This is a genomic window from Streptomyces iakyrus, from assembly GCF_000717055.1.
GTDB lineage: Bacteria > Actinomycetota > Actinomycetes > Streptomycetales > Streptomycetaceae > Streptomyces > Streptomyces iakyrus.
On sequence record NZ_JNXI01000014.1, the window covers coordinates 328,594 to 354,272 of the forward strand.

Below are 25,679 nucleotides of genomic sequence, written 5' to 3' on the forward strand. Positions count from 1 at the left end.
GCGATTCACCATGAGCAGCACGCAGCAGTACCTCCTCGACGCCTACCGGGCCCGCTCCCTGGGCGAGCCGGTCCCGCCCGCGCCGGGCACGCACGAGGGGCGGGCCGTACGTCGGTGGCGCGGCGAACGGCGGCTCCGGGACGTCCTGGGACGGTGGCGGCGGCGCCCTACCTGACCTGCTCCGGAAGCCGGGCCACGAACTCCGCCACCGCCGCCTTCACGTCCTCGGCGGTCCACTCCGTCCCGGCGGCCCGCACATGCACCTCCGTCAGCGCCAGCCCGGGCCCGACCCGGTCCCAGGCGCTGCCGAACAGCATGACCCCGGTCTCCTCGGCCGTCCGCACCGCCGCCTCCCCGAGGACGTGCGGCTCGTAGGGCAGCCACACCTGGAAGTCGTGGGTGTGCGGCACCTCCGGGTGCACGCGTGCCCACGGCACCCCGGCCGCCGCGAACCCCTCGCGCAGGGCGGCGGCCACCACGCGCGCGTGGAGCACGTACTCCGGCAGCCGGGGCAGCTCCCGGGCCAGCCCGATCAGCGTCGACAGCACTGTCGGGAACTGCTGGAAGACCATCCCGCCGTACCGGTGCCGCCAGGCCTTCGCCTCCTCGATGAGCTCCCTGGGGCCGGCGAGCGCCGCGCCGCCGAACGCATCGAGGGACTTGTAGAACGACACGTAGACGCTGTCGGCCAGGCCCGCGATCTCCTCCAGGGGCCGGCCGAAGTGGACGGTGGACTCCCACAGGCGGGCCCCGTCGAAGTGCACCACCGCGTCCCGGTCCCGCGCGGCCCGGACGACCTCGGTGAGCTCCTCCCAGGTGGGCAGCACGAAACCGGCGTCCCTGAGGGGCAGTTCCAGCATCAGCGCCCCGAAGGGCTCCTCGAAGTCGCGTACCTCGGCCGCGGTCGGAAGCCGCGGCTCGCTCGTCAGCCGCAGCGGGCGCAGGCCCCCGACCTCGCTGAACGCGTTGCGCTCGTGCACCTCGGGATGGCTGAGCGCGTGCAGGGCGACCGCCGGGTTCCCGGTGCGGCCCGCCCAGCAGCGCAGGGCCACCTGCTGGGCCATCGTGCCCGTCGGGAAGAACGCGGCGGCCTCGGTGCCGAGCAGCCCGGCGACCTTCGTCTCCAGCGCCTCGACGACGCCGTCGCCGTACACGTCGGACAACTGGTCCAGGTCGTGGACGTCCTCCGCCTCCGCCAGCACCGCCAGGCGCTCCCGGAGGGTCCGGTGGAAGCCGAAGCGCGCGAACACGCGCCGGGCCGAGCGATGGGCGGCCAGCCTCCGTTCCCGCAGCCCCGCACCCCGGTTCTCTTCCGCCGCCTGTTCGTCGCGCTGCGCTGTCTCCGTCATGCCCCGGATCCTCCCTCGCGCGCGTGCGGCACGGCATCCGCATTTCCGAACGCCCTTTTGGGGACACCGCGCGGGCATGCACAGCCTGTGGACGACCGAACGCCCCCCGAACCGATCGCGTTAACATGACGAGAAATCGTCCGGTACCCGGAGCGGACTGGAACGGGAAGGCCGCCGTCGAGTGAACACAACCCCACAGCCAGACCCCAGGGACCGCCCCGCGCGGCTCACCGTCGGCGTCGTCGGCGCCGGCCGCGTGGGCCCCGCGCTGGCGGCGTCCCTCCAGCTCGCCGGGCACCGCCCGGTCGCCGTCTCCGCCGTCTCGGAGGCCTCCCGGCGCCGCGCCGGGCAACTGCTGCCCGACGTGCCGGTGATGCCGCCCGCCGAGGTGCTCCAGCGGTCCGACCTGGTGCTGCTGACCGTTCCCGACGACGCGCTGCCCGGCCTGGTCACCGGCCTCGCCGACACCGGGTCCGTCCGGCCCGGCCAGCTCCTCGTCCACACCTCCGGGCGCTACGGCACGCGGGTCCTCGACCCCGCCCTGCGTGCGGGGGCCCTGCCGCTCGCCCTGCACCCCGCGATGACCTTCACGGGCACACCCGTGGACGTCCAGCGCCTGGCCGGCTGCTCCTTCGGCGTCACCGCGCCCGAGGAGCTGCGCCTGGCCGCCGAGGCCCTCGTCATCGAGATGGGCGGCGAGCCGGAGTGGATCGCCGAGGAGAACCGGCCGCTCTACCACGCGGCCCTCGCCCTGGGCGCCAACCACCTGGTCACGCTGGTCGCCCAGTCCATGGAGCTGCTGAGCGCCGCCGGTGTCTCGGCCCCCGACCGGATGCTCGGCCCGCTGCTCGGCGCGGCCCTGGACAACGCCCTGCGCTCCGGCGACGCGGCTCTCACCGGCCCGGTCGCGCGCGGGGACGCGGGCACGGTCGCCGCGCACGTCACCGAGTTGCGCCGGCACGCCCCGCAGACCGTCGCCGGCTACCTGGCGATGGCCCGCGCGACCGCCGACCGGGCCCTGGCCCACGGCCTGCTGAAGCCGGAACTCGCCGAGGACCTCCTCGGGGTACTCGCCCACGGGACCGACGGCACCGAAGGGGACGCCCGATGACCACCACCCTGCTGCGCACCGCGAAGGAACTGCACGCACGCGCGCGTGCGGGCCGCCGTGCCGTGGTGATGACCATGGGCGCGCTGCACGAGGGCCACGCCACACTGATCCGCACCGCGCGCGGCATCGCCGGGCCGGACGGCGAGGTCGTCGTCACCGTCTTCGTCAACCCGCTCCAGTTCGGTGCGGGCGAGGACCTCGACCGCTATCCGCGCACCCTGGACGCCGACGTCGAGCTCGCCGGACAGTCGGGCGCGGACGTCGTGTTCGCGCCCTCCGTCGACGAGGTCTACCCCGGCGGGGAGCCCGAGGTCCGCATCACCGCCGGCCCCATGGGCGAGCGCCTGGAGGGCTCCTCCCGCCCCGGCCACTTCGACGGCATGCTCACCGTCGTCGCCAAACTCCTGCACCTCACCCGCCCCGACCTCGCCCTGTACGGCCAGAAGGACGCCCAGCAGCTCGCGCTGATCCGCCGCATGGTGCGGGACCTGAACTTCGGCGTGGAGATCGTCGGCGTGCCCACCGTCCGCGAGGAGGACGGCCTGGCCCTGTCCAGCCGCAACCGCTACCTGTCGGCCGCGGAGCGGCGCACCGCCCTCGCCCTGTCCGGGGCCCTGTTCGCGGGCCAGGACCGGCACGCCGCGCAGGAGGCGCTGCGGGCCCGGGCGCGCGAAGTGCCCGCCACGCGCGCGCGTGCCGAGGCGCTCAGCGCCATAGGGGAGTCCCGCGCCGCGGCCGACACGCACGCCGTGGCGACGGCCGTCCCGGGCGGCCCGGCGGCCGTCCGCGCCGCCGCCCGCCAGGTCCTCGACGAGGCCGCGCGCCTCGACCCGCCGCTCGCGCTGGACTACCTCGCCCTGGTCGACCCGTCCGACTTCACGGAGATCGGGGACGACTTCACGGGTGACGCGGTCCTCGCCGTCGCCGCCCGGGTCGGGGCGACCCGGCTGATCGACAACATTCCCCTCACCTTCGGAAGCTTCGGAGCCGCCTCGTGACCACCACAGGCATACGACTGCACGCGCCCGCCGCCGGGTGGTCCATCGCCGCGGACGTGGTCGTCGTCGGCTCCGGCGTCGCCGGGCTGACCGCGGCCCTGCGCTGCGAGGCCGCCGGCCTGCGGACGGTCGTCGTCACCAAGGCCCGTCTCGACGACGGCTCCACCCGCTGGGCCCAGGGCGGCATCGCCGCGGCCCTCGGCGAGGGCGACACCCCCGAGCAGCACCTCGACGACACCCTGGTTGCGGGCGCGGGCCTGTGCGACGAGGAAGCGGTCCGCCTCCTCGTCACCGAGGGCCCCGACGCCGTGCGCCGCCTCATCGAGACCGGCGCCCGGTTCGACGAGTCCGAGGGCGAGCTGGCACTGACCCGTGAGGGCGGCCATCACCGCCGCCGCATCGCCCACGCCGGCGGTGACGCCACCGGTGCCGAAATCTCCCGCGCCCTGGTCGAGGCCGTCCGCGCGCGGGGCATGCGCACCGTCGAGAACGCCCTCGTCCTGGACCTCCTCACGGACGCCGAGGGCCGCACCGCCGGTGTGACCCTGCACGTCATGGGGGAGGGCCAGCACGACGGCGTCGGCGCCGTCCACGCCCCCGCGGTGGTCCTCGCGACCGGCGGCATGGGCCAGGTCTTCTCCGCCACCACCAATCCGTCGGTGTCGACGGGCGACGGCGTGGCGCTCGCACTGCGGGCCGGCGCGGAGGTCAGCGATCTGGAGTTCGTCCAGTTCCACCCGACCGTGCTGTTCCTGGGCCCGGACGCGGAGGGCCAGCAGCCGCTGGTCTCCGAGGCCGTGCGCGGCGAGGGCGCCCACCTGATCGACGCCGACGGCGTGCGCTTCATGGTCGGGCAGCACGAACTCGCCGAACTCGCCCCCCGCGACATCGTCGCCAAGGGCATCATGCGCCGCATGCAGGAGCAGGACGCCGAGCACATGTACCTCGACGCCCGGCACTTCGGCGCCGAGATGTGGGAGCACCGGTTCCCGACGATCCTCGCCGCCTGCCGCGCCCACGGCATCGACCCGGTCACCGCCCCCGTCCCGGTCGCCCCGGCCGCCCACTACGCCTCCGGCGGCGTCCGCACCGACTCCCACGGCCGTACGACCGTGCCGGGCCTGTACGCGTGCGGCGAGGTGGCCTGCACCGGCGTGCACGGCGCCAACCGGCTGGCGTCCAACTCCCTGCTCGAAGGCCTCGTCTACGCCGAGCGCATCGCGGACGACATCGCGGCGAACGGCCTGCACGCGCGCGTGCCCCAGCCGGTCCCGCACCCGGAGATCCCCGAGCACCCCCTGCAGACCGCCGAAGCCCGCTTCACGATCCAGCGGATCATGACGGGCGGGGCGGGTGTCCTGCGCTCGGCGGGCTCCCTCACCAAGGCCGCCGACCAGCTCCAGCGCCTGCACAGCGACGCCAGGGAGGCCCTCGCCGAGAACGGCAAGACGGCCGAGGCCGGCGTCGACACCTGGGAGGCCACCAACCTCCTGTGCGTGGCCCGCGTCCTGGTCGCCGCCGCCCTGCTGCGTGAGGAGACCCGGGGCTGCCACTGGCGCGAGGACCGCCCCGAGCGCGACGACAGCGCCTGGGGCCGGCACATCGTCGTGACCCTGAACCCGGACCGCACGCTGGCCGTGCACACCACGGACACCACAGACTTCCCCCCGACGACTTTCCCGCCCCAGGCCCCCCAGGAGCAGTGACCGACGTGAGCACCCCCGACCTTCCCCTCGCCTCCTCCGGAGGCTGCTCAGACGGCTGCGCCTGCGGCGCGGACGGCGAGGCGTACCTGGAGTGCGGCCTGGACCCCGCACTCGCCCAGCTCCTGGCCGACGCCGGCCTCGACCCCGTCGAGGTCGAGGACATCGCAAACGTCGCCCTCCAGGAGGACCTCGCCCACGGCGTGGACGTGACGACGGTGGCGACCATCCCCGAGGACGCGGTGGCCACGGCCGACTTCACCGCCCGCGAGGACGGCACCGTGGCCGGGCTGCGCGTCGCCGAGGCGGTCATCTCGGTGGTCTGCGAGGAGGAGCTGGAGATCGAGCGCCATGCCGAGGACGGCGACCGCGTCGAAGCGGGACAGAAGCTCCTCTCCGTCACCACCCGCACCCGCGACCTCCTCACGGCCGAGCGCAGCGCGCTGAACATCCTGTGCCGCCTGTCGGGCGTCGCGACGGCCACGCGCGCGTGGGCGGACGTCCTGGACGGCACCAAGGCCAAGGTCCGCGACACCCGCAAGACCACTCCGGGCCTGCGCTCCCTGGAGAAGTACGCGGTCCGCTGCGGCGGCGGCGTCAACCACCGCATGTCCCTCTCGGACGCGGCGCTGGTCAAGGACAACCACGTGGTCGCGGCGGGCGGCGTCGCCCAGGCCTTCCAGGCGGTCCGCGAACGCTTCCCCGACGTCCCCATCGAGGTCGAGGTCGACACCCTGGACCAGCTCCGCGAGGTCCTGGACGCCGGCGCCGACCTGATCCTGCTGGACAACTTCACGCCGGGCGAGTGCGCGGAGGCCGTCGCCATCGTCCAGGGCCGCGCCGCCCTGGAGGCCTCGGGCCGCCTCACCCTCGACAACGCCAAGGCCTACGCGGACACCGGCGTCGACTACCTGGCCGTGGGGGCCCTCACCCACTCCTCGCCGATCCTGGACATCGGCCTCGACCTGCGGCCGGCGGAGTAGGGAGCGGGTACGGGCCATGCTGCTGACGATCGACGTAGGAAACACCCACACCGTGCTCGGCCTGTTCGACGGCGACGAGATCGTCGAACACTGGCGCATCTCCACCGACGCGCGCCGCACCGCCGACGAGCTGGCGGTCCTCCTCCAGGGCCTGATGGGCATGCACCCGCTCCTCGGGGACGAACTGGGCGACGGCATCGACGGCATCGCCATCTGCGCCACCGTCCCCTCGGTCCTGCACGAGCTCCGCGAGGTGACGCGCCGCTACTACGGCGACGTCCCGGCGGTCCTCGTCGAACCGGGCGTCAAGACGGGCGTCCCGATCCTGACCGACAACCCCAAGGAGGTCGGCGCGGACCGCATCATCAACGCGGTCGCCGCCGTCGAGCTCTACGGCGGTCCCGCGATCGTCGTCGACTTCGGCACGGCGACGACGTTCGACGCGGTCAGCGCGCGCGGCGAGTACGTCGGCGGGGTCATCGCCCCCGGCATCGAGATCTCCGTCGAGGCCCTCGGCGTCCGGGGTGCCCAGCTCCGCAAGATCGAGGTGGCCCGCCCGCGCAGCGTCATCGGCAAGAACACGGTCGAGGCGATGCAGTCGGGCATCATCTACGGCTTCGCCGGCCAGGTCGACGGCGTGGTCAACCGCATGGCCCGCGAGCTGTCGCAGGACGCCGACGACGTCACCGTCATCGCGACGGGCGGTCTGGCGCCGATGGTCCTGGGCGAGTCGTCGGTGATAGACGAGCACGAACCCTGGCTGACGCTGATCGGCCTGCGGCTGGTCTACGAGCGGAACGTGTCGCGCATGTGAGGCGCTTCCGGGCGGGCGGCAGCGCGTGACGAGGACCAGGTCGCGGTCCTTCCCCCCGTCATGGGAGGCCAGGACCCGTCCGGCGGCGGCGCCCGGCGCGTCGGGCCGCCGGGCCCGGCCGCGCGCTGTCCACGGCGGCACGGGAGCGCATCCGCCCGAAGACGCCGGTGGCCGCGTCCACGACGCCCTGGACGGGACGAGTGCTCCCTCCACGCCACACCCGCCCCCTATGCGAGATTTGTCTGATTAGCGCGTATCGTCGCAGCATGCCCACGCCATACGGATCCCGCGGCGGTCTGGCGTTCGGCGCGGAGGAGCTGCGTGTGCTCCGCCGCGCTCTCGCCCTTGCCCTCCACCCCACCCCTGCCTCGGCCGACGACGTCCAGGACTGTCTCCGTCTCGCAGAGTCGCTCGACGAGGCGCTGCGGGAAGGGGTCAGGCTGCGCGCCTTCCTCGTGGCCGACCTGGGCCGGTACCGCGCCGCCCTCCCCGGCACCGCCGCCGGCTACCTCGCACTCCTGGACGAGGCGCTGGGTGCCGGTTACCGCCCCCTGCCCGACGACCTCGCGGCCCTGCGCGCCCTGCGCGGCAACCCCACCGCCGCGGCCCTCCTCGGCCGCTGCACGGTCACCGCCCTTACCGCCGCCCCTCGCCCCGCGGCCACCGTCCCCGGCTCCCGCACCCGCCTGCTGGCGCTCCCCGGAGGCCGCCGCGCCCCTGCTGCCGGCTCCGCGGGCGGCGGCCCTGGGAAACAGCCCGAGAAGAAGCCCGCACGCAAGCCGCCGGAGCCCAAGCCCGCCCCGGCCCCCGCCCCGGGCACCCCGAAGCCCTCCCGCCCGATCCCCACCCCGGGCGAGGTCTTCCCGCGCCGCAAGCCCGCGCCGCCACCCCCGGCCAACCCCCAGCAGCTCGCCGCGGGCTGACGTGGCTACCCTGGATCCATGGACTACGTCTCCGCGCTCCTGCCCCCGGCCGTCATGGCCGTCTTCTTCATCGGCCTGATCCGGGTGATCGTGAAGACACAGGGCGGCGCCAACAAGGCCAAGGAGGACGCGGCGGTGGACGCCGCCCTCGCGCGCGTGGAGGGTGCCCGGCCCGCCGCGGCACCCCCGAAGGCCGACGCCTGACCCCACTCCCTCCGAGGGCGTACGACTCGGCGGACCCGCACCTCGCGGCGCCCGCCCTTTCGAGTCGTACGCCCTTTTTGTTCCCGTTCGCCGGTGAAGCGCACGTCCGCCACGCCATAACCGGGATCTCCCACTATTGTTCTGAGCGTGCCTCGCCCATTGGGAGAACTCGAAGACGCGGTCATGTCGCGGGTGTGGAAGTGGAACCGCCCGGTGACCGTTCGAGAAGTCCTGGAAGATCTTCAGAAGGAGCGGTCCATCGCGTACACCACCGTGATGACCGTTTTGGACAATCTCCATCAGAAGGGCTGGGTGCGCCGCGAGGCGGAAGGCCGTGCCTATCGATATGAGGCCGTCTCCACCCGCGCCGCCTACGCGGCCGCCCTGATGAACGACGCCTGGTCGCAGAGCGACAACCCCGCGGCGGCTCTCGTCGCCTTCTTCGGCATGATGAGCGAGGAACAGCGCCAGTCGCTCACCGATGCCGTACGCATCGTCCAGGGCCCGGAAACCCAGGAACCGACCGAACCGTCGGAATCCGCAGAACCGGCCGAACGAGCGGAACCCCGGCAAGACCTCCGGGAGAACCCCGCCTCCGCTCAGGAAGACGGCGGGCGATAGCGTCCGGTCATGTCCGCGAAGAGCCCCGAAGCCACCGCAAAAGCCATCACCGTCCGACGGGCCCGTACCAGCGATGTCCCGGCCGTGCGCCGCCTCCTTGACGCCTACGTCCGCGGCGGCATCCTGCTCGACAAAGCGACGGTGACGCTTTACGAGGACATCCAGGAGTTCTGGGTCGCGGAACGGGACGACAACGCCGAGGTCGTCGGCTGCGGTGCGCTGCACGTGATGTGGGAAGACCTCGCGGAAGTCCGCACTCTCGCGGTGAAGCCCGGCCTGACGGGGGCGGGCGTCGGACACCGTGTGCTGGAGAAGTTGCTGCAGACCGCCCGCTGGCTCGGCGTTCGCCGTGTTTTCTGCCTGACCTTCGAAGTCGACTTCTTCACCAAGCACGGCTTCGTGGAGATCGGCGAGACGCCCGTCGACACGGATGTCTACGCGGAGCTGCTGCGTTCCTATGACGAGGGTGTCGCGGAGTTCCTCGGACTCGAACGAGTGAAACCGAACACCTTGGGCAACAGCCGGATGCTTCTGCATCTGTGATCGCCGGCCGCTAGTGGGCCGCAAGAGGGTCCGGCCGGTTCGTCAAGGCATATTCCGCGACGCCCGCCCTGCCCCGGTGCCCTATGTCCGAAACGCGCACGTTTCCGGACCGAGCCCGGCTGCCGGTCTCTGCCGGGGGTTTGTGTTTTCCCGGCAAAAGCGGTTTGCTTTCCGAGGTACTGCAGTACTGCATATAACAGGGGACGGCGATACGGCGGACGCCGGCACTCCCCCGGCCCTTGAAGATATCGATGAAAGGAAATCCGGTGGCACAGAAGGTTCAGGTCCTTCTTGTCGACGACCTCGACGGTGGCGAGGCGGACGAGACCGTGACGTTCGCGCTGGACGGCAAGACGTACGAGATCGATCTCACCACTGCCAATGCGGACAAGCTCCGTGGCCTTCTCGAGCCTTACGTGAAGGGCGGTCGGCGTACCGGAGGCCGTGCTTCGGGCGGGCGCGGAAAGCCGCGCGCCGCGTCGGGCGGCAGCCAGGACACCGCGGCGATCCGTGCCTGGGCGAAGGAGAACGGCTACGAGGTCAACGACCGCGGCCGTGTTCCCGCGACCATCCGCGAGGCTTACGAGAAGGCCAACGGCTGATCAGCGGCACTGCCGACCCTGCGCACGCAAGGCCGGTGGCTGGGCGCCCGCGCGCCGCAGCCGGACCCGGTGACACTGGGTGGCCACCGTGTTCACCAGCCGCACGAGACCGGGGGCATTCCCGCCCCCCAGCGCCGACAGCGTCGGCAGCGAGGCCTCGACCTCGCATCCCGGCTCGGGGGGCCGCAGCCACACGGCGGCCCCCTGGGAACCGGCCCGGCCCGGGCGGCCGGGCGGCGGTGACGCACCCCTGAGCGGCGCGTCCCCCTCCTCGCGAGGCAGCGGGCGCGATGGCGCCTGCATGACACCGCCCGCCCCGATCGCCCCGAGGTCCAGCGGCAGGGACCCCCAGTCCAGCCACTCCAGCAGCCCGGGAAGCTCCTCCGCGCTGCCCGCGGCCACCAGGAACAGCATCCGGTCACCGTGCAGGGCGACGGGAGAGCCCGGCGCCAGGCGCCGCAGCGCCGCGTGGCCCGCCTCCGCAGGGGCGTCCAGGACGTCGTAGCGCACCCCCACCGCCAGCCGCAGCGGATCGCCGGGCACCGTCGGCCACCCCAGTTCGTTCTCGTACCACCGCCGGACCTGACCGCTCGCGCCGGCCGCGTCGAGCGGACGGCGGGGGAGCGGAAGGAGCCGGGATGCGGACGCGGTCACGGGGTGAGGGGCGCCGAACATGCCAAGCGCAACAGCCGGAAGGCCGTGCAAGTTACGTTGCGTGGTGCCGCAAGTGCGCAGAGTGGCGAAACGGGGGCGTGCGGGGGGTGCGGGGAGGCGCAAGGTTGTTCGCCCGTAGCGGAGGGAACGGGAGCGCTCGGCATGGACTTCCGGTCCCCGCGGGTAAGACATCCCTAGTGGGAGGGGGCGACACGCAGGAAAGGACGTCTCACGTTCGCCATCGGCGTACTGGCGAGTGGGGTATCTGCCTGGCCTGCGGGAACATCGTCTCGCACCATCGGGTTGGAGCAGATGTCGGCGTTCGGGGTCAGGAGGCCAAGGACGGTGTCGGCAGTTGGAATGAGCGGTCCCCGCTTGCGGGACTAAGCTGCGGAAGGACAGGGAGGGGAAGTTCCCCCCACTGCCTGACCGCTCTGAGGAGCGATTAACGATGTTCGAGAGGTTCACCGACCGCGCGCGGCGGGTTGTCGTCCTGGCTCAGGAAGAAGCCCGGATGCTCAACCACAACTACATCGGCACTGAGCACATCCTCCTGGGCCTGATCCACGAGGGTGAAGGTGTCGCCGCCAAGGCCCTTGAGAGCCTCGGGATTTCGCTCGAGGCGGTCCGCCAGCAGGTGGAGGAGATCATCGGCCAGGGCCAGCAGGCCCCGTCCGGCCACATCCCCTTCACCCCCCGTGCCAAGAAGGTCCTGGAGCTGTCGCTCCGCGAGGCCCTTCAGCTGGGCCACAACTACATCGGCACGGAGCACATCCTGCTCGGCCTGATCCGCGAGGGCGAGGGCGTCGCCGCCCAGGTCCTCGTCAAGCTGGGCGCAGATCTCAACCGGGTGCGGCAGCAGGTCATCCAGCTGCTCTCCGGTTACCAGGGCAAGGAGACCGCCGCCGCCGGCGGTCCTGCCGAGGGCACCCCCTCCACGTCCCTGGTCCTCGACCAGTTCGGCCGGAACCTCACCCAGGCCGCTCGTGAGTCCAAGCTCGACCCGGTCATCGGGCGCGAGAAGGAGATCGAGCGGGTCATGCAGGTGCTGTCCCGCCGTACCAAGAACAACCCGGTCCTGATCGGTGAGCCCGGCGTCGGCAAGACCGCCGTCGTCGAGGGCCTCGCCCAGGCCATCGTCAAGGGCGAGGTGCCCGAGACGCTCAAGGACAAGCACCTCTACACCCTGGACCTCGGCGCCCTGGTCGCCGGCTCCCGCTACCGCGGTGACTTCGAGGAGCGCCTGAAGAAGGTCCTCAAGGAGATCCGCACCCGCGGCGACATCATCCTGTTCATCGACGAGCTGCACACGCTGGTCGGTGCGGGTGCCGCCGAGGGCGCCATCGACGCGGCTTCCATCCTGAAGCCGATGCTGGCCCGCGGTGAGCTCCAGACCATCGGTGCCACCACGCTGGACGAGTACCGCAAGCACCTGGAGAAGGACGCGGCCCTGGAGCGCCGCTTCCAGCCCATCCAGGTCGCGGAGCCGTCCCTGCCGCACACGATCGAGATCCTCAAGGGTCTGCGCGACCGGTACGAGGCCCACCACCGCGTCTCCATCACGGACGAGGCGCTGGTCCAGGCCGCCACGCTGGCCGACCGGTACATCTCGGACCGCTTCCTGCCGGACAAGGCGATCGACCTGATCGACGAGGCCGGTTCCCGGATGCGCATCCGCCGGATGACCGCGCCGCCGGACCTGCGCGAGTTCGACGAGAAGATCGCCGGCGTCCGCCGCGACAAGGAGTCCGCGATCGACTCGCAGGACTTCGAGAAGGCCGCCTCCCTGCGCGACAAGGAGAAGCAGCTCCTGGCCGCCAAGGCCAAGCGGGAGAAGGAGTGGAAGGCCGGCGACATGGACGTCGTCGCCGAGGTCGACGGCGAGCTGATCGCCGAGGTCCTCGCGACCGCCACCGGCATCCCGGTCTTCAAGCTGACCGAGGAGGAGTCCTCGCGTCTGCTGCGCATGGAGGACGAGCTCCACAAGCGGGTCATCGGCCAGAACGACGCCGTCAAGGCGCTGTCGAAGGCGATCCGCCGTACGCGTGCCGGTCTGAAGGACCCCAAGCGCCCCGGTGGCTCGTTCATCTTCGCCGGCCCGTCCGGTGTCGGTAAGACCGAGCTGTCCAAGGCGCTCGCCGAGTTCCTCTTCGGCGACGAGGACGCGCTGATCTCCCTCGACATGTCGGAGTTCAGCGAGAAGCACACGGTCTCGCGGCTCTTCGGTTCGCCCCCCGGCTACGTGGGCTACGAAGAGGGCGGCCAGCTGACGGAGAAGGTCCGCCGCAAGCCGTTCTCGGTCGTCCTGTTCGACGAGGTCGAGAAGGCCCACCCGGACATCTTCAACTCGCTGCTGCAGATCCTGGAGGACGGTCGCCTGACCGACTCCCAGGGCCGGGTCGTGGACTTCAAGAACACGGTCATCATCATGACGACCAACCTCGGCACCCGGGACATCTCCAAGGGCTTCAACCTGGGCTTCGCCGCCCAGGGCGACACCAAGTCCAACTACGAGCGCATGAAGAACAAGGTCTCGGACGAGCTCAAGCAGCACTTCCGGCCCGAGTTCCTCAACCGCGTCGACGACGTGGTCGTCTTCCCGCAGCTCAGCCAGGACGACATCCTCAAGATCGTCGACCTGATGATCGACAAGGTCGACGAGCGCCTGAAGGACCGGGACATGGGCATCGAGCTCTCCCAGTCCGCCAAGGAACTGCTGTCCAAGAAGGGCTACGACCCCGTGCTGGGCGCGCGTCCGCTGCGTCGCACCATCCAGCGCGAGATCGAGGACTCGCTGTCGGAGAAGATCCTCTTCGGCGAGCTGCGCCCCGGTCACATCGTGGTCGTCGACACGGAGGGCGAGGGCGAGACCAAGACCTTCACCTTCCGCGGCGAGGAGAAGGCGGCCCTCCCGGACGTCCCGCCGATCGAGCAGGCGGCCGGCGGCACGGGTCCGAACCTGAGCAAGGACGCGTAAGCGTCACGGCCGAGTGAAAAGGGGCCGGTGCCTTCCAGGGCACCGGCCCCTGATCTCTGCCCGGGGTCAGATGCGGAAGACCTCGGCGGCGGGGAACAGCTCGGCGTAGGGGTCGAGGGACTCCGCACTGTCGACCGGGGTGGCGACGCCCACGGTGCGCACTCCGGGCAGGCGCGAGGCGAGGATCTGCAGCGCCTCCGGTGGCGGGGGGTTCGCCAGGAACTGAAGGTCCCGGACACCGGGCAGTTCCGGCATGGCGTCGTGCGCGTACGCCTCGGGCTGCCCGTAGAGCGACAGTGTCGTGAGCGCGGGGAGGCCGGCCACCTCGGACCAGTCCTCGGCACCGAGGCACTGCGCGCCGGACACGCCGAACGCGAGGGACTGGAGCGTGGGCCACCGGGTCAGGCCGCGCAGCCCCGTCGAGCGGATGGACCCCATTCCCAGGAAGAGGCTCAGCAGGGGCGCCTCCACGGGGAGGACGTCGGTGAGGACGTCCCCCGGAAGACTCTGGGCGATGGAGAGCCGCGTGAGCCGCGTCAGCGACGCCAGCCCGGTGAGGTCCGCCCCGCGGTCGAAGACCGACAGGTCGGTGAGCGGCAGGTCCGCCAGGCTCGACAGGCCCACGGCGTCCGGGCAGCGCTGGAGCCACAGGGAGGCCAGGGACCGGAACGCCCGGAGTTCCCCCAGGTGCCCGAGGCCCGGGTTGTTCCGCAGGTGCAGCAGGCGGACCTCGCCGGGGTCGGGGACACAGTCGATGAGCGCGGCCGCGGTGAGCGGGCCGTCGAACCGCAGCCTGTGCCAGGGGCGCATCAAGCGGAGCGCCGCCCTCTGCTCGGCCGACTCGCAGACCAGGGAGAGGCCGTCCCGCTCCAGGTGGTCGAGCACCTCGACCGCGTACTCGCGCGTGTCGAAGCGGCTCCAGGTGCCGGCCAGCTGGCGCCGTACGTCGAGATCCGGATGGTCGCGGAAGCGGCGCAGCACCGCCAGGGCGCCCTCGTCCTCCTCCGCCCCGAGGAGTGAGGCGGTGACGGCGACGCCGTGGGCTTCCTCGGCGGTCAGTCCCTCCGGCCCGGGCAGCAGCTCCAGGACCAGCAGGCCCGCCTCCGCGAGGGCCTTCGCCTCGTCCGTCGTACGCGGCGGCACGAGCGCCCCGGCCCGTTCCTCCACCTCCGCCCGCACCCCGGGGTCCAGGGCCGCGGCGTGTTCGAGGCAGGCCAGGGCGAGCAGGGTCAGCCGCGGGGTGCCCTCCGCCAGCAGCCGGCGCAGCAGGGCCGCCCGTTCCCGGGGGCGGGCGTGGGCGACCGCCATGCGGATCACGTCCTCCCAGAGGCTGTCGCCCGCGTGCCCCGCGAGGACGTCGAGGTGGCCCTCCTCGACGGCGTACCGGGCGCCCAGGTAGTCCTGGAAGGTGCGGTGGACGAAGTCGACGACGCCCTCGCCGGGCCGGCGGAGCAGGCCGCTGCGGAGCAGGAGCGTGCGCAGCACCGCCTCGGCGTCGCCCTGGCCCGACCCCGGTGCGACGACCGGCAGACAGCGGGCCACGATGCCCTCGGCCGTCTCCAGGTCCATCTCCGTGTTGCCGCTCAGCACCAGCGCGTAGGCGAGGCGCTGGAGCACCTCCAGCTGGGCCTCCTCGCCCAGCTCGACACCGTCCACCGCGCCCATGCCCCGTTCCCGGTCACGGCGTGCGAGCAGCATCGCGAGGGCGGCGTCGTACAGCTCCTTTCGGCCGGTGGGCAGGTAGCCCCGCCGCTCCCGGTGGAGGGCGCAGATCAGACCGCACATCAGGGGGTTGGTGGCGAGGCGGGCCAGGTCCCGTTTGGTGCGCAGGGAGTCCAGGAGCTGTGTCTCGTACTCGGGCGCCTGCGCGGCCGCGTGCCAGCGGTGCACGAACGTCGCCACGTCGGCGCGGCGCATCGGGGTGAGGGTCAGTTCCCTGAAGCCCTCGGGGGCCAGCCAGTCCGGGCGTACGGCGGTGGGGCGGGAGGTCAGCAGCCAGTGGTTGCCGGGGAAGGCGTGGATGAGGGCGAGCAGCCAGTCGCGGGTGCGGTGCCGGTCGGCGGCGGGGATCTCGTCCAGGCCGTCGACGAGGACCAGCCCGCGCCCGGCGGCCAGGACCCGCTCCGCCCAGCCTTCCGGCGGGGCGAGGGGGCAGCCCACCGCCGTGAGGAAGGCCGCGGGTGCGGGGAGCGTGCCCGAGCGGACCAGGGTGCGCAGGGGCAGGACGAACGGGACGCGGGTGGCGTCCCGGGCGGCGGTCACCGCCAGCCACTGCACGAGGGTGGTCTTGCCGGAGCCGGCGTCGCCGCGCAGCAGGACGCGGTCGTGGCTGCTGAGGGCCTCCTCGGCGGGCAGCCGGGCGGCGGCGGTGGCGGCACCCGTGTGCTCGCCCGGCGGCGCGTCGGCCACGCCGGTCTGCTCGCCGCTGGTCGCCTCCAGGCTGAGGTAGGCGACTTCCAGGGGCCAGCGGTCCGGGGAGTCCCGCAGGTCGATGCCGTAGATGGTGATGTGGTTGTGGCGCTCGGCGACGTACGGCCGGTAGCGGTGTTCGAAGGCGGCGTCGCGGGCGTACGGGCGGGGGGCACGGGTGAGCAGTTCGTCGACCTTGGCGATCAGTTCCGCCTGGCCGCGGCTCTGCTCGACGAGGGAGCGGGCGACGAAGGTGGAGCGGCGGGTGAAGAACTCCAGGATGTTCAGGCACGCCCACTCGGTCGCGTGGTCCAGGAAGTGGCAGGCGTCCGCGGACAGACCGTCGGGGGCGGGGCCTGCGCGGTGCAGTCTCATGGCCAGCTCGCGGTGACCGAGGCGGACCGCCTGGACGTCGTCCATGTCGAGGTCGCCGAGGGCGAGCAGCCTGCGGGCCAGGGTGTCGGTGACCGCGATCCGCTCGTCGGGCGGGAAGGGCGGCTCGCCGGGGGAGTCCACCGCCTGCGTCACGAGCTGCGCGGCGAGCTTGTGGACGTCCCGCTCGTCCAGGGTGCGTTTCTCACCCCGGAAGGACACCAGAGCGGACAGGCGTACGGGCTTGTCGACCAGGCCCGCTCCGGGTCCGTCCGGGCGGAAGAGCTTCTTCAGCAGCGGGGTCACCAGTGCGGACGCCAGCTTGCCGCCGAGGACCGTCGGATCCAACCGCCTCACCCCCGTGATTGCGCGAACGGGGGTGAGACTACTAGCAGTTGACCGGCCGGGTCAGGACAGCTGCCCGTCGTAGTCCGGCAGCTTGTACGTCTTCTCGGCGTGGCCGCCCGAGAGGTCGGTGCTGCTGTTGCCGATGTTCGCGATGATCGTGTAGCCCTTGCGTTCGATGTCGACGCGCTGGGCCGTCTTGTACTCGGCGACGTTCTTGAAGAGGTCGATGAAGTTGCGGACGTACAGACCCGAGACCTGGTAGCCGGTCTGCTTCAGGTTGTACTGGGTGAACGAGGCGATGATGTCCGGCCGGGCGGTCACGAAGAAGAGGGCGACGCCGCGTTCCTGCGCGTATCTGGCGGCCGCCAGGACCGGCTTGTTGGCCGGCTGCGGGTAGCTGAAGCCGAAGTCCGTCTCCAGCGCGGTGTTGTCGATGTCGAGGACGATCGCCTGCTTCTCGCCCGGCTTCGCGGCCGCGATCCGCTGCTGCAGATAGGGCAGTGCCTGGTCCATCACGGCCTGGCAGTCCTTCTGCCAGGTGCCGTAGTCGACGTCCGCGGCTGCGGCCGTGGCGGCGGCCGTGGAGGCCCGGGTGGCGGTGGTGGCGTCGGCCGGTGCGGCCATCGCCAGGAGGGCTGCGGCCGATACGGCGGTCACTGATGCGCGGCGCAACCAGGGGCGTCGGGTCTGCATGTCGTGGGGGTCCTCTCACGTCCGTGACGCTGCCAACATGTCGTGTGCATGTTCGTGCGCGAGGGTGGCGCGAAGGGAACCGTAGGGTTACCGGGCGGTAGGCGCCTAGAGGCGTGCGCCACATTTCCGGAATGGCCGAAGAGCGCCCCCGGTGACATGCCGCACAGGCGATATGTCCGTTACTAGCTGGAATAGTGGATAACGGAACGGGAGAAAAGGGATTCTCGCCCCGGCGCTGGGGTGGAAGTGCGAGCTAATGCCCGGATTCGTCCCGAATGACTGCCCTGTCAAGAGACGTAGAACACTGAACCAAATTACTAAAGAGCGTCGTAGATCACGCTTTTGGGTGTTTGTCGGGCCTCGGGTTACCAAGGGATGGCCACACGGCGAGCGACTGTGCGCCGGGTGGTTTTCTCCGTCCCCTTCCATACGAGGTTTCGATGTCCCAGCGCGTCACGTCCCGTTCTTCCCGTACGTCCCAGCTCCGCACCCGTGCGACCGTGCTGGCCGCCGGCCTTGGTGTCTCGGTCGCACTGGGAGCCGGGGTCGCGTCCGCCGCCGACACCACGGCCGCGTCCGGTGCCGCCACTGCCGTCCAGGCACAGGCCGCCGCCCAGGCCAAGGCCGCCAAGGCCGAGGCCGTGAAGGCTGAGAAGGCCGCCAAGGCCGCCGCCGCCAAGAAGGCCGCCGAGAAGAAGGCCGCTGCCGAGAAGGCGGCCGCCAAGAAGGCCGCCGCCAAGAAGGCCGCGCCGTCCTGGGTCGACCCGGTGAAGAAGTACAAGCTCTCCGCGTCCTTCGCCCAGAACGGCGGCATGTGGCAGTCCACCCACAGCGGTCAGGACTTCGCCGTGCCGAGCGGTACCCAGGTCGTCGCCACCCACGGCGGCACCGTGGTCAAGGCCGGCGGCAACGGCGCCGGTGACGGTCCCGCGTACGGCAACGCCGTCGTGATCAAGCACGGCAACGGCACGTACTCCCAGTACGCCCACCTGTCGAAGGTCACGGTGCACGTCGGCCAGATCGTCAAGACCGGCCAGGAGATCGCCAAGTCCGGCAACACCGGCAACTCCAGCGGTCCGCACCTGCACTTCGAGATCCGCACGACCCCGAACTACGGCTCGGCGGTCGACCCGGTGAAGTTCCTGCGCGCCAAGGGCGTCAAGGTCTGACCCGCCCCTGACGCACAGGCCCTACGAGCCCCCGGCTCCCCGGTGGGCCTGGGCCACCAGGTCCATGGCGACCTCGAGGACGGCTTTGTTCTTCTCCTCGGGGTCGTCTCCCATGTCCTCGAGCAGGAACATGCCGGCGTGCAGCGTGAAGATCGCGCTGGCGTAGCGGACCTGGTCGACCAGGGCGGCGTCCGGGTCGACGATGATGTCGCGCAGGTTGTGGATGCGCGCCTTGAAGGACTCGCCGATCCGCAGGTCCCGGACCGTCGCCTGGTTCTCGTGCATGAAGCGGAACAGCGGCGCCGCCTCGGTGAGCGCGGCGGCGTAACGGCGGACGATCTCCTGCTTGGTGGCGAGGGTGTGCGGCTGCTGCCGGCCCCACTCGATCAGGTCCTCGATCGGCTGGGTGAGGTCCTCGAAGATGCTGACGAGGATCTCTTCCTTCGTCTTGAAGTGGTAGTAGAGCGCCGCTTTGGTGACCTCCAGGTGCTCGGCGATCTCGCGCAGGGAGGTCTTCTCGTAGCCCTGCTCCGCGAAGAGTTCGAGGGCCACGTCCTGGATGCGCCGGCGGGTGTCCCCGCGGCGCCGCTGCCTGGTGCCGTCCATGGTGCCGCCCATCCTCCTACGCCCCCCGCTTTCCATAAAACTTACTTGACGACCGGCTAGTTCCAGGTCTAGCTTCCGAGTGTAGTCACTAGCCGGTCGGCAAGTAAGTAGCAGCGGTGAGTAGCAGTAGCTGGGGGAGTGGGAAGCGATGACGGACACGACGGAGACACCGGCGGCCGACGCCGGGGAGAAACAGCCCAGGAGCGTGCGGGTCGTGCTGCTCGCACTGATGATCGCCATGATGCTCGCGATGCTCGACAACATGATCATCGGTACGGCGATGCCGACGATCGTCGGTGAGCTGGGCGGGCTCGAACACCTCTCCTGGGTCGTCACCGCCTACACGCTCGCAACCGCGGCCTCCACCCCCCTGTGGGGCAAGCTCGGCGACATGTACGGCCGCAAGGGCACGTTCCTGTCGTCCATCGTCCTCTTCCTGATCGGCTCCGCTCTCAGCGGCATGGCCCAGAACATGGGCGAGTTGATCGGCTTCCGTGCCGTGCAGGGCCTCGGCGCCGGCGGTCTGATGGTCGGTGTCATGGCGATCATCGGCGACCTGATCCCGCCCCGGGAGCGCGGCAAGTACCAGGGCATGATGGCCGGCGTCATGGCGCTGGCGATGATCGGCGGTCCGCTGGTCGGCGGCACCATCACCGACAACTGGGGCTGGCGCTGGGCCTTCTACATCAACCTGCCGCTCGGCGCGGTCGCGCTGGTCGCCGTCAGCGCGGTGCTGCACCTGCCGAAGAAGCGCTCCGAGGCGCGGATCGACTACCTGGGCGCCGCGCTGCTGACCGTCGGCATCACCGCGATCGTGCTCGTGACGACCTGGGGCGGCACCGAGTACGCCTGGGGTTCCGCGCGGATCATGGAGCTGATCGGCATCGGGGTCGCCGCCCTCGTCGGGTTCGTGTTCTGGCAGACCAGGGCCGCCGAGCCGGTGGTGCCGCTGCACATCTTCCGCAGCCGCAACTTCACGCTGATGTCGGTCATCGGGTTCATCACCGGCTTCGTGATGTTCGGTGCCACGCTCTTCCTGCCGCTCTACCAGCAGTCCGTGCAGGGCGCCTCCGCGACCAACTCAGGGCTGCTGCTCCTGCCGATGCTCGGCGCGATGCTGGTGACCTCGATGGTCGCCGGGCGGGTGACCACGAACACCGGCAGGTACAAGGTCTTCCCGGTCGCCGGCAGCGCGCTGATGATCGTCGGTCTGTACCTGCTCTCCACCATGGACACCGGGACCTCCCGTCTGACGTCCGGTGTCTTCATGGCCGTGGTCGGACTCGGCATGGGCTGCCTGATGCAGATCACCATGCTGGTCGCGCAGAACAGCGTGGAGATGCAGGACATGGGCGTCGCGTCCTCCTCGACCACTCTGTTCCGTACGCTCGGCTCCTCGTTCGGCGTCGCGATCATGGGCGCCCTGTTCAACAACCGCGTCCAGGACGTCATGAGCGAGCGGGCCGGGGCGCTGGGCTCCAAGGTGACCGAGCAGTCGGCCCAGCTCGACGCGAAGAGCCTGGAGAAGCTGCCGGTGCTGGCCCGGGAGGCGTACCAGCACGCGGTCTCCGCCGGCACCCACTCGGCGTTCCTGCTCGGCGCCGTGGTCGCGGTGGTCGCCCTCGCGGCGGCCGTGTTCGTGAAGGAGGTGCCGCTGCGGGGAGCGGGGCCGAAGGAGGACGGCAAGCCGGACGCCCCGGCGGCGCAGCCGCCCGTGGTCGAGGCCGTCTGACAGCACCGCAGGAGGCCCCCGGGAGTGTCCGCCCGGGGGCCTCAGGCATGCCGGGCCACCGGGACCGCACCGCCCATCGCGGCCGGGCCGGGGTGCGGGCCGGGGCCGCACCGCCTGTCGTGCCTGTTGCCCGGGGTGCGGGCCGGGGGCCGCGCCGCCCCTCGCGGCCGGACCCGGGGTGCGAGCCCGGGTACCGCACCGCCCGTGCGCCTGGGCTGGGGTGCGGGCCGGGTACCGCACCGCCCGTTGTGTCCGTTGCCCGGGTGCGAGCCGGGGACCCGCACCTTCCGTCGTGCCCGGGCCGGGGGCCCCAAGGCCGGTCGTGCCTGTTGCCCGGGCGCGAGCCGAGGGCCCGACCGACCGTCGCGCCCGGGGTGGCGCATCGCCCGTCCCGCCCGGGCCTGGATGCGAGCCAGGGGCCGTTGTCAGACCTCCGTGCCACCATCGGTCGCATGGACAAGACGCGCCAGATCCGGCTCGCCAAGGACGCCATGGACCGGGACTGGGCCGACCCCGGGCTCGACCTGGACACCGTGGCCGCGCACGCCGGGTACTCGCGCTACCACTTCCTCCGCGCCTTCAAGGAGGCGTACGGCGAGACCCCCGGCCAGTACCTCACGCACCGCCGCATAGAACGCGCCGAGGACCTGCTGCGCACGGCGAACCTGTCGGTGACGGAGATCTGCCACCTGGTCGGCTTCAGCAGCGTCGGCACCTTCTCGGCCCGCTTCAAGACCTGGACCGGCCTGACCCCCAGCGAGTACCGGGTGAAGCACGTGGGCCGGGGCGCCGCCCTCATACCCGGCTGCTACGCCATGCTCTGGGCCGGCGGCTTCCGCTCCGCGCCCGGCGCCGGCAAGCAGAACCCTTCCGGAGAGGCGCAGCAGCGCAATTCCGGAGAAGCGGGCTGACACCCCCGCTGCCTACCGTGGCAGGGCAGGCACAACCGGGCCGCAGAGCCAGAGCAGGAGCACGCCATGATCAAGGGTCTCGCCATCTCGACCGTCTGGGTCCTCGACCAGGACCGGGCGAAGGAGTTCTACACAGAGAAACTGGGCCTGGAGGTCCGTACGGACATGACGATGGGCGAGGGCGGCATGCGCTGGCTCACGGTCGGCTCACCGAACCAGCCCGAGGTCGAGCTGACGCTCATGGTGCCCGGCGGGCCCGCCATGGACCCGGAGTCCGCCGAGATGCTCAGGAAGCTGGTGACCAAGGGGGCGCTCGGCGCGGGCGTGCTGACCACCGACGACATCCACGGCGACTACAAGAAGCTCAAGGACCGGGGCGTGGAGTTCCTCCAGGAGCCGCAGGAGCGCCCGTACGGCACGGAGGCGCTGTTCCGCGACGATTCGGGCAACTGGTTCTCCTTCACCCAGCCCCGCGAGGGCGGCCTCGACATGGACCAGGACTGGACCTGCTGACCTGCCGCAGCACCCCTCACGACCCCGGCAGCACCGGGTAGCTCCCCGTGTTCGTCGGCGCGTGCTCCGGCAGCCACAGCACGGCGACTGCGCCCTCGGCCGGCAGGTGCTGCGGGGTCCCGGGGGTGCGGACGTTGCGGAAGGTCAGCCGGGCGCCCAGCACCCGGGCCTGCCCGGCCGCGATGGTCAGGCCGAGACCGTGGCCGTGCCCGGCCCGGTCCTTGCTGCCGGTGCGGAAGCGGCTCGGCCCCTCGGCGAGCAGGTCCTCGGGGAAGCCCGGGCCGTGGTCGCGCACGCGGATGACCCGGCCCTCGACGCTGACCTCGACGGGCGGCTTGCCGTGCCGGGCCGCGTTGGCCAGGAGATTGAACAGGACGCGCTCCAGGCGGCGCGGGTCGGTGGTGACCTCCGACTCGTGCACGATGCGCACCTCGATGACCGGATCCTTGGCCGCCACCCGCCGGGCGACGAACTCGCCCAGCATGATGTCCTGGAGCTCCGCCCGCTCGGAGGCCCCGTCGAGCCGGGCCACCTCCAGTACGTCCTCGACCAGCGTGCGCATGGCCTTGGCCCGGTCCAGCACCAGCTCGGTCGGGCGCCCGGGCGGCAGCAGCTCCGCGGCGGTGAGCAGCCCGGTCACCGGGGTGCGCAGCTCGTGCGCGATGTCGGCGGTGACCCGCCGCTCGGCCTCGATGCGCTGCCGCAGGGCGTCCGCCATGGCGTCCACCGCGCTCGCCAGGTCGTCCGTCTCGTCTCGCACGACCCCGCCCATGGCGTCCCGCACCCGCACGTCCGTCTCGCCGCCCGCGAGCTGGCCCGCTGCGATGGCCGCCTTGCGCAGCCGCCGCGAGAGGTGCCCGCCGATCAGCACCCCGAGCGCGCTGCCGCCGAGGACGACCGCGATGGACCCGATGAGCAGGGCCTGGTCGAGGTCCTGGAGGATGTCCGAGCTGCGGTCGGTGAAGCCCGAGTGCAGGGACATCACCTGCCCGTTCTTCAGCGGCACGGCGGCCCATATGTCGGGCACGTCACCCGGCTTGTCGGCCACGTACGTCGCCCGCTGGCCCGCCTCGACCCGCTCCCGCAGCGCCTGCGGCAGCTCCGGGTCGTTGATCTTGGTGTTGGGGAAGTTCATCCGCCCGGACAGCTCGAAGTTGCGCTGGGCGATCATGATCCGCTCATCGGCGAGGTCGCGCGCGTTGTCCAGCATCGAGACCCGGGCGGCGTTGTGCACGACGAGGCTCAGCGCGATCGCCACCAGCGCGCCCACCAGTGCGATGGCCGCGCTCAGCTTCCATCTGAGGCCCGTACGGATGCCCGCACGCTCCAAGCCAGCGGCGACCAGGCGCCGGAAGTGCCCCCTCATACCCCTGCCCCTGCTCAGGCCTTCAACTTGTAGCCGAAGCCGCGGACCGTCTCGATCCGGTCCTGGCCGATCTTCTGCCGCAGCCGCTGCACATGCACGTCGACGACGCGGGTGTCCCCGCCCCAGCCGTAGTCCCACACCCGCTCCAGCAGCTTGTCGCGGGAGAGCACCGTGCCCGGCGCGGAGGAGAACTCCAGCAGCAGCCGCATCTCGGTCGGCGTCAGCGCCACCGGCTGCCCGGCGCGGCGGACCTCCATGCCCTCGGTGTCGACCTCCAGGTCCCCGAAGGACAGCACCCCGCCGCTCGCCGGAGCGGCCGGCTCCTCGCCCCGGCCGCCGCCCGCGTGCCCGAAGCGGCGCAGCACCGCGCGGATCCGGGCGACCAGGACCGCGCCGTCGAACGGCTTGGTCACGTAGTCGTCGGCGCCCGCCTCCAGGCCCAGCACGACGTCGATGGAGTCGGCCCGCGCCGACAGCATGATCACCGGCACGGTCGACTCGTCGCGGATGCGGCGGCACAGGCTGACACCGTCGAGGCCGGGGACCATGACGTCCAGCAGCGCGATGTCGGGGCGGTCCGCCCGGAACGCCTCCAGGCCCGAGAGCCCGTCGGGCATGGCGGTGACCACGAAGCCGTCCCGTTCCAGGGCGAGCTGCGTGGCCTCGCGGATGACGTCGTCGTCCTCGACGAACAGGACATGGGTCTGGTCTGCCATCCCGGTGCTCTCAGTCCTTCGTGGTCCGTGGGGTGCGTTCTCCTGCTGGGACGCACGGTCCCTGCGATGCGTTCACCGAGGGATCGGTCCGAGCGGCCCGATCGGTTCACGCGGCCCTCCCGCCCGCGTCAGCCCGCGGGCGCCGGCGTCGCGCTGTCGCCGACGACCTTCCCGTAGTCGTTGTGCGTGCGGTACTTCTCGGTGAAGTGGCCGGAGGTCCATCTGTACGTGATCACGTTCTCCCCGGAGGGGCTCGACACCGGGTCGCCCTTCTCGTACACCTGCTTGGTCACCACCAGGTCCCCGCGGTCGATCTCCGCGTAGACCGGCGGCTCCTCGGCCTTGAACACATTCTCGTACGAGCCGTCCTGCTCGCGGTACACGTAACTGCCGACACCCACCGCGTCACCGCAGGTCAGCACGTTGACGACGACATCGTCCGCGGAGCCTTTCGTCAGATCGCCGTAGGAGACGTCCACCGGGTACTCGTCGGCGACGCACGGCTTCAGATCGCGCTTCACCTCGGGCGCGACCTTCGGGTCGTCCTTGATGAGCGCGACCGCGTTCACGTTGTCGGGGGACTTCGACGGCGCGGCGGACGGGGTCGCGGCGGCGCCGGCCACCGAGTCGGCGTGCGCCGGGCCCTCGTCACGGGCGCCGGTCCCGCCGGCACCGCACCCGGACACCAAAAGGGCGAGGGCGGTGGGCACGGCCAGTGCCGCGCTCACCGCCTGGATACTGCCCCGGGTCCGCGCAGAACCCTCGCCGGTCAGGCCGCGCACCGCTCCCGCTCCTCACGCTCCAGCGCGCGTGCGTCCAGATCGCGGGACTCCAGCTCCTCGCGGAGCCGGGCGAGCGCCCGGTGCAGCGTGCTCTTGACCGTTCCGGCCGACATGCCGAGGGCGGCGGCCGTCTCCTCCGTGGACATCTGCTCCCAGTGTCGCAGCACCACGACACTGCGCTGCTTGGGGGCGAGGACCTTCAGGATGTCCATCAGCAGGGCGCGGTCGGCGTGCTGCTCGGTGGCGTCGTCGACCGAGGCGTCCGGGAGCTGCTCGGTCGGGACCTCCTCCAGCTTCCGCGCCCGCCACCATTCCGTGCGGGTGTTGATCATCACCCGGCGCAGGTAGGCGTCGGCCAGCCGCTTGTCCTCGATGGTCTCCCAGCGGCCGTACGTCCGTACCAGCGCCGTCTGGAGCAGGTCCTGCGCGTCCGTCGGGTCCGGGACCAGGCGGCGGGCACTGCGCAGCAGCGCGTCCTGCCGGGTGCGGACGTACTCCTCGAACTCGAGCACCTCGCCCTGCGCCATGGTGAACCGCCTCCCGTTTCCCCGTTCGGGCCGGCTCCCCGCCGCCCGTGCAC

25 protein-coding genes are annotated in these 25,679 nt (G+C 71.7%); 16 read left to right on the forward strand and 9 right to left on the reverse strand.

The window, feature by feature from the left end; translation table 11 throughout:
• The first annotated feature begins 10 nt into the window (after nt 1-10).
• Entirely contained in the window at nt 11-175 is a 165-nt protein-coding gene (locus OO68_RS46905) for a hypothetical protein (protein WP_167345913.1), read from the forward strand.
• Here the strand turns inward: OO68_RS46905 and OO68_RS22810 are convergent.
• Nucleotides 168-1,349: a threonine aldolase family protein gene (locus OO68_RS22810; RefSeq protein WP_033310328.1), complete on the reverse strand. Its 1,182-nt coding sequence runs from the start codon at nt 1,347-1,349 to the stop codon at nt 168-170. The two genes, OO68_RS46905 and OO68_RS22810, sit on opposite strands and share 8 nt — an antisense overlap.
• Before the next feature lie 181 nt (nt 1,350-1,530).
• On the opposite strand from OO68_RS22810, the gene OO68_RS22815 reads away from it, so the two are divergent.
• The 10 genes from OO68_RS22815 (at nt 1,531) to OO68_RS22860 (ending at nt 9,851) form a co-directional block, all read left to right on the forward strand.
• The gene (locus OO68_RS22815; RefSeq protein ID WP_033310330.1) at nt 1,531-2,460 is read left to right on the forward strand and encodes a Rossmann-like and DUF2520 domain-containing protein; all 930 of its coding nucleotides are present in this window, start codon (nt 1,531-1,533) and stop codon (nt 2,458-2,460) included.
• Nucleotides 2,457-3,458 carry a pantoate--beta-alanine ligase gene (gene panC, locus OO68_RS22820; RefSeq protein ID WP_033310331.1) on the forward strand — a complete coding sequence of 334 codons (1,002 nt, stop codon included), beginning with the start codon at nt 2,457-2,459 and terminating at the stop codon, nt 3,456-3,458. Before OO68_RS22815 ends, panC begins: the two co-directional genes overlap by 4 nt.
• Nucleotides 3,455-5,164, forward strand: a complete 1,710-nt coding sequence (locus OO68_RS22825; RefSeq protein WP_033310332.1) for an L-aspartate oxidase — start codon at nt 3,455-3,457, stop codon at nt 5,162-5,164. Before panC ends, OO68_RS22825 begins: the two co-directional genes overlap by 4 nt.
• Nucleotides 5,165-5,169: 5 nt before the next feature.
• Nucleotides 5,170-6,144, forward strand: coding sequence for a carboxylating nicotinate-nucleotide diphosphorylase (gene nadC, locus OO68_RS22830; RefSeq protein WP_033310481.1), 975 nt, complete (start codon nt 5,170-5,172; stop codon nt 6,142-6,144).
• Nucleotides 6,145-6,160: 16 nt separating this feature from the next.
• Nucleotides 6,161-6,958, forward strand: coding sequence for a type III pantothenate kinase (locus tag OO68_RS22835; RefSeq protein WP_033310333.1), 798 nt, complete (start codon nt 6,161-6,163; stop codon nt 6,956-6,958).
• A gap of 296 nt (nt 6,959-7,254) precedes the next feature.
• Complete coding sequence (locus tag OO68_RS22840) at nt 7,255-7,881, forward strand: hypothetical protein (protein ID WP_033310483.1); 627 nt, start codon at nt 7,255-7,257, stop codon at nt 7,879-7,881.
• Nucleotides 7,882-7,899: 18 nt separating this feature from the next.
• Nucleotides 7,900-8,085: a hypothetical protein gene (locus OO68_RS22845; RefSeq protein ID WP_033310334.1), complete on the forward strand. Its 186-nt coding sequence runs from the start codon at nt 7,900-7,902 to the stop codon at nt 8,083-8,085.
• A 183-nt stretch (nt 8,086-8,268) separates the two neighbouring features.
• Nucleotides 8,269-8,706 carry a BlaI/MecI/CopY family transcriptional regulator gene (locus OO68_RS22850; RefSeq protein WP_033310337.1) on the forward strand — a complete coding sequence of 146 codons (438 nt, stop codon included), beginning with the start codon at nt 8,269-8,271 and terminating at the stop codon, nt 8,704-8,706.
• A 9-nt stretch (nt 8,707-8,715) separates the two neighbouring features.
• Entirely contained in the window at nt 8,716-9,249 is a 534-nt protein-coding gene (locus OO68_RS22855) for an amino-acid N-acetyltransferase (protein WP_033310339.1), read from the forward strand.
• A 266-nt stretch (nt 9,250-9,515) separates the two neighbouring features.
• The gene (locus OO68_RS22860) at nt 9,516-9,851 is read left to right on the forward strand and encodes a histone-like nucleoid-structuring protein Lsr2 (protein WP_033310340.1); all 336 of its coding nucleotides are present in this window, start codon (nt 9,516-9,518) and stop codon (nt 9,849-9,851) included.
• Here the strand turns inward: OO68_RS22860 and OO68_RS22865 are convergent, their stop codons facing one another.
• Nucleotides 9,852-10,526, reverse strand: coding sequence for an SCO3374 family protein (locus OO68_RS22865; RefSeq protein WP_033310342.1), 675 nt, complete (start codon nt 10,524-10,526; stop codon nt 9,852-9,854).
• 430 nt (nt 10,527-10,956) lie between these two features.
• On the opposite strand from OO68_RS22865, the gene OO68_RS22870 reads away from it, so the two are divergent.
• Complete coding sequence (locus tag OO68_RS22870; RefSeq protein WP_033310344.1) at nt 10,957-13,482, forward strand: ATP-dependent Clp protease ATP-binding subunit; 2,526 nt, start codon at nt 10,957-10,959, stop codon at nt 13,480-13,482.
• A gap of 66 nt (nt 13,483-13,548) precedes the next feature.
• On the opposite strand, the gene OO68_RS22875 is transcribed toward OO68_RS22870, so the two are convergent.
• Both OO68_RS22875 and OO68_RS22880 read right to left on the reverse strand, forming a co-directional pair.
• Complete coding sequence (locus OO68_RS22875; RefSeq protein WP_033310345.1) at nt 13,549-16,611, reverse strand: NACHT domain-containing protein; 3,063 nt, start codon at nt 16,609-16,611, stop codon at nt 13,549-13,551.
• 60 nt (nt 16,612-16,671) lie between these two features.
• Nucleotides 16,672-17,304 (reverse strand): HAD family acid phosphatase, encoded by a 633-nt coding sequence (locus OO68_RS22880; RefSeq protein WP_033310347.1) that lies wholly within the window; start codon nt 17,302-17,304, stop codon nt 16,672-16,674.
• 440 nt (nt 17,305-17,744) lie between these two features.
• Between OO68_RS22880 and OO68_RS22885 the strand changes: the two genes are divergently transcribed.
• Entirely contained in the window at nt 17,745-18,473 is a 729-nt protein-coding gene (locus OO68_RS22885) for a M23 family metallopeptidase (RefSeq protein ID WP_033310348.1), read from the forward strand.
• Nucleotides 18,474-18,494: 21 nt separating this feature from the next.
• Here the strand turns inward: OO68_RS22885 and OO68_RS22890 are convergent, their stop codons facing one another.
• Entirely contained in the window at nt 18,495-19,091 is a 597-nt protein-coding gene (locus OO68_RS22890) for a TetR/AcrR family transcriptional regulator (protein ID WP_033310350.1), read from the reverse strand.
• A gap of 136 nt (nt 19,092-19,227) precedes the next feature.
• Between OO68_RS22890 and OO68_RS22895 the strand changes: the two genes are divergently transcribed.
• From OO68_RS22895 to OO68_RS22905, 3 genes are all read left to right on the forward strand, one after another.
• Nucleotides 19,228-20,811 (forward strand): MDR family MFS transporter, encoded by a 1,584-nt coding sequence (locus OO68_RS22895; protein ID WP_033310352.1) that lies wholly within the window; start codon nt 19,228-19,230, stop codon nt 20,809-20,811.
• A gap of 452 nt (nt 20,812-21,263) precedes the next feature.
• Nucleotides 21,264-21,722 (forward strand): helix-turn-helix transcriptional regulator, encoded by a 459-nt coding sequence (locus OO68_RS22900; RefSeq protein ID WP_033310354.1) that lies wholly within the window; start codon nt 21,264-21,266, stop codon nt 21,720-21,722.
• Nucleotides 21,723-21,788: 66 nt separating this feature from the next.
• Nucleotides 21,789-22,235 (forward strand): VOC family protein, encoded by a 447-nt coding sequence (locus OO68_RS22905; protein ID WP_033310356.1) that lies wholly within the window; start codon nt 21,789-21,791, stop codon nt 22,233-22,235.
• 16 nt (nt 22,236-22,251) lie between these two features.
• On the opposite strand, the gene cseC is transcribed toward OO68_RS22905, so the two are convergent.
• The 4 genes from cseC to OO68_RS22925 all read right to left on the reverse strand — a co-directional run bounded on the left by cseC (nt 22,252) and on the right by OO68_RS22925 (nt 25,626).
• The gene (cseC, locus tag OO68_RS22910) at nt 22,252-23,601 is read right to left on the reverse strand and encodes a two-component system sensor histidine kinase CseC (RefSeq protein ID WP_033310358.1); all 1,350 of its coding nucleotides are present in this window, start codon (nt 23,599-23,601) and stop codon (nt 22,252-22,254) included.
• A gap of 14 nt (nt 23,602-23,615) precedes the next feature.
• Nucleotides 23,616-24,317 (reverse strand): two-component system response regulator CseB, encoded by a 702-nt coding sequence (gene cseB / locus OO68_RS22915; protein WP_033310360.1) that lies wholly within the window; start codon nt 24,315-24,317, stop codon nt 23,616-23,618.
• 128 nt (nt 24,318-24,445) lie between these two features.
• Nucleotides 24,446-25,099 (reverse strand): hypothetical protein, encoded by a 654-nt coding sequence (locus tag OO68_RS22920; RefSeq protein WP_209442608.1) that lies wholly within the window; start codon nt 25,097-25,099, stop codon nt 24,446-24,448.
• A complete protein-coding gene (locus OO68_RS22925; protein WP_030251439.1) occupies nt 25,087-25,626 on the reverse strand; it encodes a SigE family RNA polymerase sigma factor in 540 nt (179 codons plus the stop codon). The genes OO68_RS22920 and OO68_RS22925 overlap by 13 nt, the downstream gene beginning before the upstream one ends.
• Nucleotides 25,627-25,679 lie beyond the last annotated feature (53 nt).